At 67.5% G+C, this 14,465-nt stretch carries 14 protein-coding genes; 3 read left to right on the forward strand and 11 right to left on the reverse strand.

Annotated elements, in window-relative coordinates:
• The first annotated feature begins 106 nt into the window (after positions 1 to 106).
• Positions 107 to 685 (forward strand): DUF3365 domain-containing protein, encoded by a 579-nt coding sequence (locus ACLFMY_RS00515; protein WP_410762551.1) that lies wholly within the window; start codon positions 107 to 109, stop codon positions 683 to 685.
• A gap of 122 nt (positions 686 to 807) precedes the next feature.
• Here the strand turns inward: ACLFMY_RS00515 and ACLFMY_RS00520 are convergent, their stop codons facing one another.
• The 8 genes from ACLFMY_RS00520 to ACLFMY_RS00555 all read right to left on the reverse strand — a co-directional run bounded on the left by ACLFMY_RS00520 (position 808) and on the right by ACLFMY_RS00555 (position 9,371).
• Positions 808 to 3,138: a mechanosensitive ion channel domain-containing protein gene (locus ACLFMY_RS00520; protein WP_410762552.1), complete on the reverse strand. Its 2,331-nt coding sequence runs from the start codon at positions 3,136 to 3,138 to the stop codon at positions 808 to 810.
• Between the two features lie 98 nt (positions 3,139 to 3,236).
• The gene (gene uvrC, locus ACLFMY_RS00525) at positions 3,237 to 5,072 is read right to left on the reverse strand and encodes an excinuclease ABC subunit UvrC (RefSeq protein ID WP_410762553.1); all 1,836 of its coding nucleotides are present in this window, start codon (positions 5,070 to 5,072) and stop codon (positions 3,237 to 3,239) included.
• An 8-nt stretch (positions 5,073 to 5,080) separates the two neighbouring features.
• The gene (locus ACLFMY_RS00530; RefSeq protein WP_410762554.1) at positions 5,081 to 5,707 is read right to left on the reverse strand and encodes a response regulator; all 627 of its coding nucleotides are present in this window, start codon (positions 5,705 to 5,707) and stop codon (positions 5,081 to 5,083) included.
• A gap of 181 nt (positions 5,708 to 5,888) precedes the next feature.
• The gene (locus ACLFMY_RS00535; RefSeq protein ID WP_410762555.1) at positions 5,889 to 6,356 is read right to left on the reverse strand and encodes a CYTH domain-containing protein; all 468 of its coding nucleotides are present in this window, start codon (positions 6,354 to 6,356) and stop codon (positions 5,889 to 5,891) included.
• 30 nt (positions 6,357 to 6,386) lie between these two features.
• Positions 6,387 to 7,361 (reverse strand): beta-ketoacyl-ACP synthase III, encoded by a 975-nt coding sequence (locus ACLFMY_RS00540; protein ID WP_410762556.1) that lies wholly within the window; start codon positions 7,359 to 7,361, stop codon positions 6,387 to 6,389.
• A complete protein-coding gene (gene plsX / locus ACLFMY_RS00545) occupies positions 7,358 to 8,380 on the reverse strand; it encodes a phosphate acyltransferase PlsX (RefSeq protein WP_410762557.1) in 1,023 nt (340 codons plus the stop codon). The genes ACLFMY_RS00540 and plsX overlap by 4 nt, the downstream gene beginning before the upstream one ends.
• A 121-nt stretch (positions 8,381 to 8,501) precedes the next feature.
• The gene (gene rpmF, locus ACLFMY_RS00550; protein WP_136866407.1) at positions 8,502 to 8,687 is read right to left on the reverse strand and encodes a 50S ribosomal protein L32; all 186 of its coding nucleotides are present in this window, start codon (positions 8,685 to 8,687) and stop codon (positions 8,502 to 8,504) included.
• Positions 8,688 to 8,789: 102 nt separating this feature from the next.
• Positions 8,790 to 9,371: a YceD family protein gene (locus ACLFMY_RS00555; protein WP_410762558.1), complete on the reverse strand. Its 582-nt coding sequence runs from the start codon at positions 9,369 to 9,371 to the stop codon at positions 8,790 to 8,792.
• A gap of 109 nt (positions 9,372 to 9,480) precedes the next feature.
• Between ACLFMY_RS00555 and ACLFMY_RS00560 the strand changes: the two genes are divergently transcribed.
• Both ACLFMY_RS00560 and ACLFMY_RS00565 read left to right on the forward strand, forming a co-directional pair.
• Entirely contained in the window at positions 9,481 to 10,074 is a 594-nt protein-coding gene (locus ACLFMY_RS00560; protein WP_410762559.1) for a Maf family protein, read from the forward strand.
• Between the two features lie 89 nt (positions 10,075 to 10,163).
• The gene (locus tag ACLFMY_RS00565) at positions 10,164 to 11,030 is read left to right on the forward strand and encodes an undecaprenyl-diphosphate phosphatase (RefSeq protein ID WP_410762560.1); all 867 of its coding nucleotides are present in this window, start codon (positions 10,164 to 10,166) and stop codon (positions 11,028 to 11,030) included.
• 246 nt (positions 11,031 to 11,276) lie between these two features.
• Here the strand turns inward: ACLFMY_RS00565 and ACLFMY_RS00570 are convergent, their stop codons facing one another.
• From ACLFMY_RS00570 to ACLFMY_RS00580, 3 genes are all read right to left on the reverse strand, one after another.
• Positions 11,277 to 12,047 (reverse strand): inositol monophosphatase family protein, encoded by a 771-nt coding sequence (locus ACLFMY_RS00570; protein ID WP_410762561.1) that lies wholly within the window; start codon positions 12,045 to 12,047, stop codon positions 11,277 to 11,279.
• 92 nt (positions 12,048 to 12,139) lie between these two features.
• Positions 12,140 to 12,823, reverse strand: coding sequence for a zinc metallopeptidase (locus ACLFMY_RS00575; RefSeq protein WP_410762563.1), 684 nt, complete (start codon positions 12,821 to 12,823; stop codon positions 12,140 to 12,142).
• Positions 12,824 to 12,828: 5 nt separating this feature from the next.
• The coding region (locus tag ACLFMY_RS00580) for a translocation/assembly module TamB domain-containing protein (RefSeq protein WP_410762562.1) at positions 12,829 to 14,465 on the reverse strand (1,637 nt) is incomplete at its 5' end.

Raw genomic sequence — 14,465 nt, forward strand, 5'->3', positions numbered from 1 at the left:
CCGCTGCCTCTCCCGCCACTTTGAATCAGGAGCCCTGATCGGCTATAAACCCCGGCTGGTTTATCAGATTCTGCTTAACAACAAGACAGGAAGAGGACACGCAGCCATGAAAGCATCCCTGTTCGGAGCCAGTCTCTCCGCTCTCGCCCTCGCCTTCGCCGCGCCGATGGCCCAGGCGGGCTCGGCCGTCGACGAGCAACTGAACGACTACCGCCAGGCGGCCCAGTCGTTCGGCAAGACGCTCAAGGGCGAACTGCAGGCGGCGATGAAGTCGGGCGGCCCGACGGCCGCCGTCGAGGTCTGCCACGAGCGCGCCCCGGAAATCGCCGCAGACCTCAGCGAAGAGACGGGCTTCACCCTGCGCCGCACCAGCCTCAAGCCGCGGGCCACCAAGCCGACTTCCTGGGAAACCGCCGTGCTGCTCGATTTCGAGCAACAGCGCGCCAAGGGCACCGCTCCGGCCGACATCGAGTGGCACGAGGTCGTCGAGGCCGACGGCGACAAGGAACTGCGCTACATGAAAGCGATCGGCACCGACGATGTCTGCCTGAGCTGCCACGGGGAGAACGTCGATCCGGACCTGCTGGCCAAGATCGAGAAACTCTACCCGGAAGACCAGGCCACCGGATTCAAGAAGGGCGACATCCGTGGCGCCTTCTCGATCCACGCCCCGCTGGACGACTGAGCGACCGTTCCCCCGTTCGGGGACGAAAGAAGCGCCGACACGGGATCTGCCGTGTCGGCGCTTTTCTTTTGGGACACCATTCCTGTGAACCTGCGCCGGATTACCCGGGCGGCCCTGTCGGGTCACCGGTCCGGCAGATCGACATCGTCACTGTCAGGCACCCTACCCCGCGGTCCGTCGGGCTTATCGCCGCTGGGCGTCGACGGCTCGTCGTCACCGACCATGCGCCGCTCCCCCTCGAGCACCCGCAGGTTCGCCGGCGGGGCCGTGCCGTCCTTGTCGACGCCGAAGTAAAGCGTGGTGTGGGGGAACGGGATCTCGATGCCCGCCTCGTCGAAGTACTTCTTGACCAGGCGGTTGTATGCCCGCCCCACGGCCCACTGGTCTCCCGGGGTAGTCTTGATCATCACGCGGATGTTCACCGAGCTGTCCGCCAGCGCGACCACGCCGGGGATATCGACCGGTTCGAGGATGCGATCCTTGTAGTCCGGATCGGCCGCCAGTTCGTCGAAGGCGGCCCGGAGCTGCTCGATCGCATGGTCGACGTTCTCCCGATACGCGATCCCGTACTCACCCTTGTGAACGCCGAACTCGCGCGTGTAGTTGGAGACGATGTCCACCGAGGAGAACGGGATCACGTGTACCGTTCCGTTCAGATCGCGGAGGGTGACCGAGCGGATCGACAACCGTTCGGCGGTGCCCGTCACACCGGCCGCCGTGACGATGTCGCCGGCGTTGATGGCGTTCTCGATCTGGATGAACACCCCGGTGATCACGTCCTGGACCATCTTCTGCGCGCCGAAACCGAGCGCCAGGCCCAGCACGCCCGCGCCGGCCAGCAGCGGGCCGATGTTCACGCCGAGTTCCGAGAGGATGATCATCGCGGTGATCGTCACCAGCGCGATGGCGATCGCGCTGCGGAACAGGGCCAGAAGCGTCTGCATGCGGGCCGACGGCATGTCCCTGTCGCTGTTGAGCTTGGCCTCGATCATGCCCGTGGCCACCAGCCACACGGCCAGCGCGATCACCAGCACGATGGCGATATCGATCACCGCGCCAAGCAGCCCGCGGCCCGCGTCACTGCCGAGCCAGGCGAACACGTTGACGAGATTCCAGGCCCAGAGCACGCCGAACAGCGCCACCAGCCCGATCACGATCCGTACGGTGCGCAGGATCATCGGCACGTAGGTGTTCAACCGCAGTTGCAGGGTGGGCATGCGATGCAGCACCCGTTCGGGCAAGTGCACCCCCCGACCGATCCACTGCGTCAGCATCGCGGCGAGGAAGATCGACAGACCGACGATCACCACCGTCTTGAAAGTCGCCAGGGCGACGAACGGCAACGCCTCGCCGGGGCGGGTGATCGCAACGACGAACACCCCGAGGGCGTAGAGCATCGCCAGCCAGTGCCAGCTGGCCGCCAGCAGCTGGAGCGCCCACGCGGTCAGTGCATGCCGGGAAGCCTCGGCCCGCCGCACAAGGGCGGAGTGCACCATGCCGCGCCCGCGCCAGAGCCGGCTCCAGACGTAGACCAGCGCGAGCACGGCCACGGCCCAACCAACGGCATCGGCCAGATCCGGGCGCCCGCTCGATTCGATCGCCGGGACCAGCATGATGCCGGCGTACCCCATCAGCCAGATCACCCGGGAGAGCCATCCGGCCCAGTACCGCGAATCATCTTCCGAGAGGTGGAAAAGCCGCAGTCCGGGCAGGGTCGGGGCGAAAACCACCCCGATCACCAGGCGGGTCGCCTCGACCACGACAAAGGCCTTCAGGGCCAGTCCGATCACGAGAGCCGCCTGTTCGCCATCACCGGCGAGCCACAGGGAGGCGGCCTGCGCCAGCACGTAGGCGATCGCCAGCAGGGCGACGCTCGACAGCAGGCTGCCGAGGACCGCCAGGCCCACCCGCATGAGCCGGTGGCGGGCGTTGGGAACCTGTGCGTACGCCTCGAGCCGGCGCCACAATCCGCCGAGCAGGCGACGCCCGATCGCCAGCACCAGGTAGGCGATGACCAGCACCGAGACCACCCGCCAAGCCACGTCGGAGACCTCGATCCAGTCCACCTCGATCCCGCCCTCGGCGAGCCGCGTGGCTGCCCCGGCCATCTCGGCGATGGTCCCGGAGACGACCCCCGCGATCCCGTCGGTCAGACCCTCGGCGATCCCCGGCGACTCCGCGCCGGCCTCGCCGTCGGCCGCATCGCCCTGGGACAGGCTCTCGAGTTCGGCAATCAACCGGTCGCGCTCCGTCGGATCCTTCAACAGATCGACCAGTGCCGCGTACCGCCCCTCTCCCTCGGCCGAGCCTGACTCACCACCGCCGCTTCCCTCCTGGGCCTGCGCGGCCAGTGGCAGGAGGAAAAGCCAGCCGAGCAGCAGCAATGGCATGACCAGCCGGCCTGAGGGATGACGAAAGGCATGCCTGAGGGGAGCGAAGACGGATCGCGACATGTAATGGCACTCCAGGGTGTCGACTCGATAGTGCGCCCGAGCCTAGCAAAGGAAATCGATCCGGTCCGCTTTCGAGCAGGATCTCGGCCGGCAGCTGCTCAGCCACCCTCGTGGAACCACTCGTGAATGCGCGAGGCGAGCGTGGGCGAGATACCCGGCACCTTGGCCAGTTCGCTCACGCTGGCCCCCTTGAGGCCGCGGATGCCGCCGAAATGCTTGAGAAGCGCCTGGCGTCGCTTTCCCCCCACCCCCGGGATGCGCTCCAGGTCGGACTGGGTGCGCGCCTTCTGGCGCCGCGCCCGGTGGCCGGTGATGGCGAAGCGGTGCGCCTCGTCACGCACCTGCTGGATCAGGTGCAGGGCCGGGTCGTGCGGACCGAGGTTGTCCTCCCGGTACAACCCCGGCGCCCCGGGAATCGGCTGGACCAGGGTCTCCTCGCCGGGCCGACGCTCGGGGCCCTTGGCCACGCCGATGACCCGCACCCTGTCGGTCAGTCCACGCTCGGCGAGCACGTCGATCGCCTGGGCCAGCTGACCCTTGCCGCCATCGATCAGCAGCACCTCGGGTAGCACGCCGGACTCGCGTACGGCGCGGTCAAAGCGACGCGAAAGTGCCTGGTGCATGGCGGCGTAGTCGTCGCCCGGGGCGATACCCTCGATGTGGTAGCGTCGATACTGGTCCTTGCGCGGCCCCTCGGGGCCGAAGACCACGCAGGAGGCCACCGTCGCCTCACCCTGGGTGTGCGAGATGTCGAAGCACTCGATCCGGTCTATCGAGTCCATTTCGAGCCACTCGGACAACGACTGGAAGCGCAGCGCCAGCCCACGACGACTGACGAGCCGTTCGCCCAGGGCAATCCGGGCGTTCTCGCGGGTGTCGTCCAGCCAGGCACGTGCCTTGCCTCGTCGCGGCACCAGCAGCTCGACGCGGTGACCGGCCTGCTCGGCGAACATGGTCGCCAGCGACTCGGCCTCCTCCGGGAGTTCGTCGCAGAGGATGCGACGCGGCAGGTCATGCTCGCTGTAGTAAAGACCGAGAAAGCCGGCGATGACCTCGCCGGGATCGGCGTCGACGGGCACGTCGGGGAAGAAGTGCCGGGTACCCAGATGGCGCCCGTCTCGGATGGTGGCCAGGCCCACGGCTGTCATGCCCTGGTCGCTGACGAGCGCGATCACGTCGGCATCCCCCGACATGCCGGTGATCCCCTGCTGCTGGCTGACGGCACGCAGCATGCCGATCTGGTCACGCAGGGCCGCGGCCGCCTCGAAGTCGAGCGACTCGGCGGCGCGCTCCATGCGGGCCACCAGGTCGTCGATCAGCTTCTGGCTGCGCCCGGAGAGGAACGCCATGGTGTCCTCGACGTCCTGGCGGTATTCCTCCTCGGAGACGTATCCGACGCAGGGGGCCTTGCAGCGCTCGATCTGGTACTGCAGGCAGGGACGGGAACGGTTCCTGAAGACGCTGTCCTCGCACTGGCGGACCTTGAATACCTTCTCCAGCAGGTTGAGCGTCTCCCGCACCGCGCCGGCGGATGGGTACGGGCCGAAGTACCGGCCCGGGCGCTTGCGCGATCCCCGGTGATAGGCCAGCCGCGGGAAACGGTCGTTGGTGGAGACGTAGATCCAGGGATAGCTCTTGTCGTCGCGCAGCAGGACATTGTAGCGCGGGCGATGGGCCTTGATCAGGTTGCTCTCGAGCAGCAGCGCCTCGGCCTCGGTCTGCGTGGTGGTGATCTCCACCCCGGCGACCTGCTCGACCAGCCGTCGCGTCTTGATCGACGACGGTGTGCCGCGGAAGTAGCTCGACAGCCGGTTCCTGAGGTTGCGGGCCTTGCCCACGTAGAGGATCTCGCCGGCCTCGTTGAGCATCCGGTAGACGCCCGGACGCTCCGTGACGGAGGCCAGGAAGGCCCTGGCGTCAAACCGCTCGCTCATCGGCGGGTTCAGGCGGAGAGGACAGTACGACCGGCCTTGACCGCGAGGCGCAGCAGGTCGATGTCGGTGTTCACGCCGAGCTTTTCGTGGATGCGGGCCCGGTAGGTGCTGATGGTCTTGGGGCTGACGCAGAGCGCGTCGGAGATCATGGTGTTGTTCTTGCCCTCCAGGATCATGCGCAGCACTTGCTGCTCCCGACCGGACAGGATCTCGAACGGGTCCTCGTCGGCACGACCATTGTGCAGGGCGATTTCCTGGGCGATGCGGCTGGAGATGTAGCGCTTGCCGCCGGCAGCCTTGCGGATGGCAGTCAGCAGTTCCTCGGGCTCCGCGTCCTTGGTGACGTAGGCGTGCACGCCACTTTCCAGCACCTCGCGGGCCAGGGAGATGTCGGCCTCGGCGGTCAACGCGATCAGACCGAGATCCGGACGCGACTGGTGGGCCCGCTTGAGCGTTTCGAACCCTCCCATGCCTGGCATGTGGATGTCGCAGAGGATGACGTCCGTGCCACCCCCGCGCAGCTTCTCCAGCGCACGCTCGCCGCTGTCGGCCTCGGAAACCACCTCGATGTCCTCGACGCCGCCGATCAGATGCCCGATCGCGGCGCGAACCATCGTGTGATCATCAACAATCATGACCCGAATCATCGGCTAACCTTCGTTTTGGTGCGGACAACGCGCCGTGTCAGTCCCTCACCGTTTGCCCTGTTAACGGATCCACCCGGCGTGCATCCGCGCCAGGCCACCCGACCGGACCCTCACGGACCGGCCACCCGGGTGCGTCGGACGAATGACGTCCGCCACCCCAGCCGAGAATTTACCACTGACTGTAGGGTTTTTTAACCAGCGACACGTTGTAGTACCGCGGATCGTGGGAAACCTCCTCCCCCAGCCACTCGGGACGCTCGAATACCTGGTCCTCGTGTTCCAGTTCCACCTCGGCCACCACCAGCCCGTCATTGGCGCCATGGAACTCGTCGATCTCCCAGAGCAGGCCGTCGCGCCGGACGAAATGCCGGGTCTTGTCGATGACGGGTCCACAGGTGAGATGATCGAGCATGCGCTCGGCGTCCGCCATCGGTATCTCGTACTCGAACTCGTCGCGGGAGATGCCCAGCGTCCGGCTCTTGATGTTCAGGAAGGCCTGTCGACCATTGTGCCGCACCCGCACGGAGGCCCCGCCTTCCTCGTTGAGGTAGCCCTGCACCAGGCGCTCGGATCGTTCGACCTCGTCGCGCCACGACCAGTCGGCCAGCAGGAACTTGCGCTCGATTTCCCTTGCCATGACTCCTCCTCCCGAATCGGCCGCGACCGATCAGTAGCGGATCAGTGCCGAACCCCAGGTGAAACCGCCACCGAAGGCCTCCATCAGGATCACGTCGCCGCGCTTGATGCGCCCGTCGCGCACCGCCACATCCAGGGCCAGCGGTACCGAGGCGGCCGAGGTGTTGCCGTGCCGGTCGACGGTGACGACCACGCGATCCATGGACATGTTCAGCTTGCGGGCGGTGGCCTGGATGATGCGGATGTTGGCCTGGTGCGGAACCAGCCAGTCGATCTGGTCGGGGCTCATGCCCGCCGCCTCCATCGTCTCGTCGACGATGCGGCCGAGGGTGTTGACCGCCATGCGGAACACCTCGTTTCCCCTCATCTCGATGAAGGCGGTGCCGTCGGCGAGCCGCTGGGGATCGGTGGTCTCCGGATCCGGCTTGACGGTGGTCAGCAGCGACTCGTAGCTACCGTCGGCGTGAATGTCGGTCCGGATGATGCCCGGCTCGTCGGACGCCTCGAGCACCACGGCCCCGGCCCCGTCGGCAAACAGGACGCAGGTGCCGCGGTCGTTCCAGTTGACGATCTTCGACAGGGTCTCGGCCCCCACGACCAGCGCGCAGCGGGCCGCCCCGGTGCGGATGAACTTGTCGGCCACCGAGAGCGCGTAGACGAAACCGGTGCACACGGCCTGCACGTCGAAGGCCGGCGGGCCGTGGATGCCCAGCTTCTGCTGCAGCAGGCAGGCAGTCGACGGGAAGGTGCGATCCGGAGTGGTGGTCGCCACGATGAGCAGGTCGACCTCCTCGGGCACACGGCCGGCCGCCTCGAGGGCGGCCCGCGCCGCCGGCTCGGCCAGGTCGGAGGTCGACTGCCCCTCGGCGGCGATGTGGCGCTGCTCGATGCCGGTGCGCTCGCGGATCCAGCTGTCGGAGGTATCGACGATCTGCTCGAGATCGTGATTGGTCATGACCCGCTCCGGGAGGAAGCTCCCGGTGCCGGTGATGCGCGAATGAATCATGAAGGCTGACGCTCCTGGAGAAGTTGCTCGAGACGCTGGTCGATGCGCCGAGGCACGTCCTTCTCGATTTCCCGCAGGGCCACGTCGAGCGCGTTGCCGAAAGCGGCCACGTTCGCCCCGCCATGGCTCTTGATCACGATCCCCTGCAGTCCGAGCAGGCTGGCGCCGTTGTAGCGGCCCGGGTCGACCCGCTGCTTGAGGCGGGCAAGCACCGGCATGGCCATCACGGCCGCAAGGCGGGAGAAGACGCCGCGCTTGAATTCCTGCCGGAGGAAGTGGCTGATCATCTTGGCCACGCCCTCGCTGCTCTTGAGCGCGACGTTGCCGACGAAGCCGTCGCAGACCACCACGTCCACGCCGCCCTTGTAGATGTCGTCGCCCTCGACGAAGCCGATGTAGTTGACCGGCCCGGCCTCGAGCAGTTCGGCGGCGCTCTTGACCGTGTCGTTGCCCTTGATCGCCTCGGCGCCCACGTTGAGCAGGCCGACCCGCGGCGAGGGGTTCTCGTCGAAGGCCTCGACCAGCACCGAGCCCATCACGGCGAACTGGAACAGGTGCTCGGCATCGCAATCGACGTTCGCCCCCAGGTCCAGCACGTGGGTATGGCCGGACTCGTTGGGCAGCGCGGTGCAGATTGCCGGGCGCTCGATGCCCGGCAGGGTCTTCAGCACGAACTTGGCGGTGGCCATCAGGGCACCGGTGTTGCCGGCGCTCACGGCCGCCTGAGCCCGTCCTTCCTTGACCAGGTCGATGGCCCGACGCATCGAGGACGTCTTTTTCGTTCGCAACGCGATGGCCGGCGACTCGTCCATTGCCACCACCTGGTCGGCGTGGACGATCTCGATCCGGTCACGGTCCACCCCGCCCTCTTCCTCGAGGGCACGCTCGATGGTGGCCTGGTCGCCCACCAGCAACAGGCCCGCGGACGAATGCCGCGAAAGGAAACGGGCGGCGGCACGAACCGTCACTGTCGGTCCGTGGTCGCCGCCCATCACGTCAATTGCGATCTGGCTGCTCATCACCGTTCCTTGACTGACACAAGCCCACCCGGAAACAGGATACCCGTGCCGGCGCCAGGGCCGACCACCGGGCACCCGTCACCCTTCGACCGAAGGGCTGCCGGGCGATCCGCAATGGAAATCAGGCGTTGTCGCCCGACTTGGTCACCACGCGACGGCCACGGTAGAAACCGTCCGGCGTGACGTGGTGACGGCGATGGGTCTCGCCACTGGTCGGGTCGATGGACAGCTGGGTGTTCTTCAGGCTGTCATGGGCACGACGGGAGTCGCGCTTGGCACGGCTTACCTTGTTTTGCTGAACGGCCATGGTTTTCTACCTCCAAAATGATCAAGACGCGCCGGGGCGCGCCTGCTGCTAGCTACACGGTTTCCTTTTCAGCCCGGCTCGACTCGCGAACCGGGCCCGAATTCAATCGCCCCCGCCGGGGCCCTTCTTGAGCGCGGCCAGTGCCGCGAAGGGATTCTCGCTCCCTTCCTCGCTCGCCGACTCGTCGATGCGACCCGACTCGTAGGCCCGCCCGGAGGCGAGGTCCGAACAGGCCTCCTCGTGGACCGGCATGAGCGGAACGGCCATCAGGATCTCGTCCTCGAGCAGGTCGACCAGACGGATACGGCCCTCGCGACCCAGCACGACCGGTTCGGTTTCCGTCTCGACGTGCTCGGCCTGCTCGTCGCTGAACACGAACGTCACCCGGGAGGCCACCGAAACCGTCTGCACCACCGGCTCCATGCAGCGCGAGCACTCCAGCTGCAGCGGTGCGCTGATCCGGATCTCCGCCTGCAGGGGATGAACGCCCTGCCCCTCGAAGAACCGCACCTCGTAGGCAAACGTCCCGCCTTCCGGGGTGATCTCGCGGCACCGGGACAGCCCGGCCAGCGGGGCCTCGCCGGACTCGACCTCTTCCTGCCGACACGCCGCGCGCACATCCAGGGGAATGGTCAGCCGCCCGGATGCCCGCTCGGTGTCCAACTGGCTGTGGTTTCTCGGCATCGCATCAGGCCCTGTGCGAGAAGGCCGGACCGGTCGAGGCCGACCGGCCTTGCAAGCGGGAATCGTAATCCGCTAAGTTTACCGGCTTCTCACACATTCGCCAAACACAATGCCAAACGTCCCCGACAGGCTGATCCTCGCTTCCGGCTCGGCGACCCGCCGCCAGCTGCTCGACCGGTTGCGACTCCAGTACGCGGTCGATCCGGCCGACATCGACGAGACACTCGCCCCCGGCGAGCCCGCCGGCGACGCCTGCCGGCGCCTGGCCCGGGAGAAGGCGACCCGGGTGGCAGACCGACATCCGGGGGCCGTGGTGCTGGGTTCCGACCAGATGCTGTCCTGGCGTGGCGGCATCCTCGGCAAGCCCGGCGATGCCGGGACCGCCCGCCGCCAGCTCGGCGACATCGCCGGCGAGGCCATCACCTTCCACGTGGCCATCAGCGTTGTCTGCCCCGACGGACGACATCTCGACTGGCACGAGGCCGTCGAGGCGCAGATGCGCGAACTCTCGGAAGAAGAGATCGCCCGCTACGTCGAGATCGAGCAGCCCTTCGACTGTGCCGGCAGCATGCGCTCGGAGGGCCTGGGCGTGTGCCTGGTCGAGCACATGGACAGCCGCGACCCCAGCGCGATCCTCGGCATGCCGCTGATCGCCACCGCGCGGCTGCTGCGCGAGGCGGGCATCGACCCCCTGCGTCACTGACCCCTCGGCCGACTGTCGGGCCGGCGGCATTTGACGCCCCCCTTCCCTTGCAGTAAAAACACCGCTTTCCCCATCCCGAGAATGTCACCGTGACACTGCTGATCGCCGCCCTGCTCGGTGTTATCCAGGGCATCTTCATGTTCCTGCCCGTCAGCTCGACCGCCCACCTGGTGCTCACCCAGCACTGGCTGATCGAGAAGGGCCATGACCTGCCGCCGCCGGACAGCCCCGAGATGATCCTGTTCGACCTGGTGGTGCATGTTGGCACCCTGGTCTCGATCGTGGTGGTGTTTTGGTCCAGCCTGTGGCGCTTCTCGCGTAACGCGGCGACCGGGGCCCTGCACTGGGCCTCGGCCGAGGGTCGGCACGAGGGCATGCCGCTGTACGTGCGCCTGTTCCTGCTGGGGATGCTGTCGGTGCTGGCCACTGCCGTGATCGGCTTCGGGCTCAAGGCCACCTTCGAGCACGTGTTCGCCACGCCGGTGATGATCGCCTTCACCCTCACCCTGACCGGTATCCTGCTGTGGTGGACCGACAAGCTGGGCCCTCGCCGCCGCGGCCTGAAGGGCATCAACGCCAAGGTGGCAACGGTCATCGGCGTGGCCCAGGGCTTCGCCTTGGTCCCGGGCCTGTCGCGCAGTGCGATGACCATCGTGTTCTCGTTGTTCACCGGCCTCAAGCGCCGCTGGGCCGCCGAGTACAGCTTCTTCCTGGCCATTCCGACCATCCTGGCGGCCACCCTGGTCCAGAGCCTGGAGGTCTGGGGCGAGTTCGGCCTCAACGGCCTGACCCTGATGGACCTGGCCGTCGGCTTCGTCGTCGCGGCGGTCGTCGGGATCGTCTCCCTTAAGATGGTGGTCTACTTCCTGTACCGCGCCCAGCTCAAGATCTTCTCGTTCTACGTCTGGCTGCTGGCAGCGGCCATCCTGATGGGCTGGATAGACCTGCCGGTCTGATCCATCCGGGTCGCTCCGTTCGAGCCGCCTGCCTCGCCGAAATCAAGCCAGCCGCTGACGCCGCCTTCCCGAGCGTCGGCTCGCTCGCAAAACGCTTCGCTGGCAACCCGGTACGCGGGAACTTGCCGTGCCAAGCGAAACGCGCCGACAGGCGCGCCCGCCAGCGGCGGCCGGCGGGACTCAACCAGCCAAGCGAGGCCCGGCAAGCCGAGCAAACCGCAGACCCCCAACCCCACCCGGGCGGAATCAGTACCCCAGTCGCTTGCGGGCGATCTGGTGGAGGTTCTCGCTGGCCGCGGCACAGACCGTGGTCGTGTCCAGCCCCACCGGCTTCCCCTCCAGGTCGGTGAACACGCCGCCGGCCTCCTGGACGATCACCGACAGCGCGGCGATGTCGAGGACGTTGACGTCCGACTCCACAATCAGATCGATCGCACCACGGGCCAGCAGGTGGTAGTGGTAGAAATCGCCGTAGCCGCGGGTCCGGTTGACCTCCGCGACCAGCGTGGCCAGACCCGCCCATCCGATCGGCTGCTGGGCGAGCGTGGTGAGGTTGCCCAGCGACAGGGTCGCCTCGGCCAATGAGTCGATCTCGCTGACCCGCGCGGCGCGGTCCATGAAGAAGGCACCACCACCCTTCTCCGCGTAGGCGTACTCGCCGAACACCGGCGCACTCGACACGCCCAGGATGATCTCGTCGCCCTGCATCAGCGCGATCTGCGTGGAGAAGAACGGGTACTCGCGCACGAAGCTCTTGGTGCCGTCGATCGGGTCGACCAGCCAGGTGAACTCCGCGTCGGGGCGGGTCTTGCCGGTCTCCTCCCCGTAGAAACCGTGGTCCGGGAAGGCATCCAGGATCACCGCCTTGATCGCCTTCTCCGTCTCGACGTCCGCCACCGTCACCGGCGTGGCGTCCTCCTTGATCTCGATCTCGACGTTCTGCTGCCAGTAGCGACGGACCACCGCCTCGGCGGCACGGGCAGCGGCGAGGGCGGTTTCGAGGTATTGACTCTGCATTGCGCGCTTCCTGATTGTTCTGGATTCGGGGCCGCTTTCACGGCGCGATGGGCGGCATTGTAACCGAGCCGCGGATTCCTCTCTTCTTCCGGCTACATCCGCATGCCGCGCAGCCAGCGGAAGACGTTGATCAGCGAGGACAGGGCCTGGGCGACGTAGGTCAGTGCCGCGGCGCGCAGGATGCGCCGGGCGGGTCGTCGGTCGGCCTTCTTGAGGAAGCCTCCCTCCTCCAGCATGGGCAGGGCGCGGTTGAAACTGGCGTCGAGCTCGGTGGGCAGGGTCGCCAGGTGGGCGAAGACGGGAACCGCCATGGTCATCACCCCGGCGGCGAACATCACCAGCCCGGCCAACGGCCCCTTCTGGATCACCGAGACGACCGGAATGGCCACCAGGATCCAGCCGGCGATGCGTTGTGCCCATCGCGTACGCTCGACCACTTCCTGCCGACGCTGGAACGGCGGGTATTGTTCGGCGTCCTGCAGGGCGTGCCCCACCTCGTGGGCAGCGACGGTGATGGCGGTCAGCGAGCGGCCGGCGAAGTGGGCGGGAGACAGTCGCACAACCCTGTCTGCCGGGTCGTAGTGATCGCCGGCATCGGTCTTCTCCACCTTGACGTATTCCAAGTGATGCCGGTCGAGCAGGTAGCGGGCCAGATCGGCGCCGGAGAAGTCGAAGCGATCGGCCGGTTCGCTGTGTCGCCGCATCACCTGCCCGACCCACCAGCCGGGCAGGTAGGAGAGCGCGGCCATCAGGCCCAGGACGATCAGCAGACCGATGCCCATCAGTCCTCCCGTCGTCCGGTGTCGATCTGGTAGATCAGGTCGCCCGACTGCGACTCGCCACTGCTGGTCAGTTCCAGGTGCAGGAACCGGTTGATGCGGTAACGCGTGATCACTTCTCCGACTCCATCGAATACCCCCACGGCGTAGCGAACCAGCAGATTCTCCCCGATGCGCTTGCCCACGCTCAAGCGCGTACCGCCCGCGTCGTCGCCCGAATCCAACCCGATCTCGTCGAAGCCCAGGGTAGCGTTGACCTGCTGGGCCAGGGTATCCCCCCCGCGGACGCCCAGCCCCGTGATGGCCGCCATCAGCAGCGAGGCATCCCCCTCCGAGCCCTCGGAGAGCCGCCGCCCGGTCAGCAGCAGCGACAGCGCATCGCTCTGCGAGGTGGCCGGCTCCGAGAAGACCTCGGTCTCGGGAGTCTCCAGCTCGCCCTGTATGGACAGGCCCACCACCGTGCCCTCGGCATCGTCGATCTGGCGACTGGCCACCACGTCCAGCCCCGGCGCACCCAGTGGCCCGTTGAAGATCAGCCGGCCGCGCTCGATACGCAGATCCTGGCCGTAGGCCTGGTAGCGACCGTCCTCGAGGCGCACCTCGCCGAAGCCGCCAACGGGCTCATCGGGCCGCAGCCTCAGCTCCATCCCTCCGGCAAGCCGGGTGGCGAAGCCGTGGCCGCGCAGGCTGACATCGTCGCCCAGGATGACGTCGACGTCGCCCTCGATCGGGTAGGCGGAACCCGGTTCCGGCTCCTCCTCGCCGACGATCACGAGGTCTGGCGAGTTGCTGCGCGCGCTTTCCGGCAGTTCCTCGATATTGGCGATCACCAGCGGCACGTGGATTGCGCCGTCCAGGCGCCCCCCGGACGGTGCAAGATCCAGTTGCAGGTCCGGGCGGGCATCGACGGTCATCGTCGGCAGGCGCAACACCGGCACTGCCTCGCCGCCGACATCCAGCGCCAGACGCCAGTCCCCCGGGGCATCGAACCGCCCCTCGCCGGACAGGGCCAGTTCACCGCGGGTGCGCGAGGACTCGGTCTCGGTGATGCGACGCTCCTGGAACACGGGCCGTGGCGGCGTGTCCGCCTCGCCCAGCAGCGACCCCGCCAGGGTGATACCGCCGTCTGAAGCCAGTTCCGCGTCGATCCGGCCGTCGCGGTACTCGGTGCCGGCGGCGAAGGCGGCCAGGCCGAAATCACGCAGCCGCAGGCTTGCGGCGACACGGGGATCCGCCCAGCCTCCGGCGACGGTCGCCTGCCCGCGGAGATCGCCCGTGATGTCGCCCACCGGCAGGTTGATCGGACCGACCAGGCGCTCGAACAGATCGACCAGGCGGGCGAGGTCGGCACGGGCCAGCTCGACGTCACCCTCGACCTGGCGATCCGCCAAGTCCGCACGGCCTGCGGCACTCAGGCCGAGCCAGTCCTCCAGCCCGGCCTGAAGACCGCCCTCGACCTGCTCACCGTCGAGGCGCGCCTCCAGCCGCGCCGGCCGGTAGGTGATCACCTCGAACTGGTCGTTCTTCGAGTCATCGGTAAAGGCATCCCCGGCCAGCCGGATCTCGCTGGCCGGCAGCTCGATTCCGATGTCGGCGCTCGGCACGCCGGCGGCAAGGCGGGCCGTGCCATCGACCTGCA

Source organism: Guyparkeria sp. (assembly GCF_046545975.1).
GTDB lineage: Bacteria > Pseudomonadota > Gammaproteobacteria > Halothiobacillales > Halothiobacillaceae > Guyparkeria.

Excerpts from the sequence above, each read along its gene's own strand:
- ACLFMY_RS00515 (WP_410762551.1), top strand. The coding sequence starts at position 107 with ATGAAAGCATCCCTGTTCGGAGCCAGTCTCTCCGCTCTCGCCCTCGCC.
- ACLFMY_RS00520 (WP_410762552.1), bottom strand. The coding sequence starts at position 3,138 with ATGTCGCGATCCGTCTTCGCTCCCCTCAGGCATGCCTTTCGTCATCCC.
- uvrC (WP_410762553.1), bottom strand. The coding sequence starts at position 5,072 with ATGAGCGAGCGGTTTGACGCCAGGGCCTTCCTGGCCTCCGTCACGGAG.
- ACLFMY_RS00530 (WP_410762554.1), bottom strand. The coding sequence starts at position 5,707 with ATGATTGTTGATGATCACACGATGGTTCGCGCCGCGATCGGGCATCTG.
- ACLFMY_RS00535 (WP_410762555.1), bottom strand. The coding sequence starts at position 6,356 with ATGGCAAGGGAAATCGAGCGCAAGTTCCTGCTGGCCGACTGGTCGTGG.
- ACLFMY_RS00540 (WP_410762556.1), bottom strand. The coding sequence starts at position 7,361 with ATGATTCATTCGCGCATCACCGGCACCGGGAGCTTCCTCCCGGAGCGG.
- plsX (WP_410762557.1), bottom strand. The coding sequence starts at position 8,380 with ATGAGCAGCCAGATCGCAATTGACGTGATGGGCGGCGACCACGGACCG.
- rpmF (WP_136866407.1), bottom strand. The coding sequence starts at position 8,687 with ATGGCCGTTCAGCAAAACAAGGTAAGCCGTGCCAAGCGCGACTCCCGT.
- ACLFMY_RS00555 (WP_410762558.1), bottom strand. The coding sequence starts at position 9,371 with ATGCCGAGAAACCACAGCCAGTTGGACACCGAGCGGGCATCCGGGCGG.
- ACLFMY_RS00560 (WP_410762559.1), top strand. The coding sequence starts at position 9,481 with ATGCCAAACGTCCCCGACAGGCTGATCCTCGCTTCCGGCTCGGCGACC.
- ACLFMY_RS00570 (WP_410762561.1), bottom strand. The coding sequence starts at position 12,047 with ATGCAGAGTCAATACCTCGAAACCGCCCTCGCCGCTGCCCGTGCCGCC.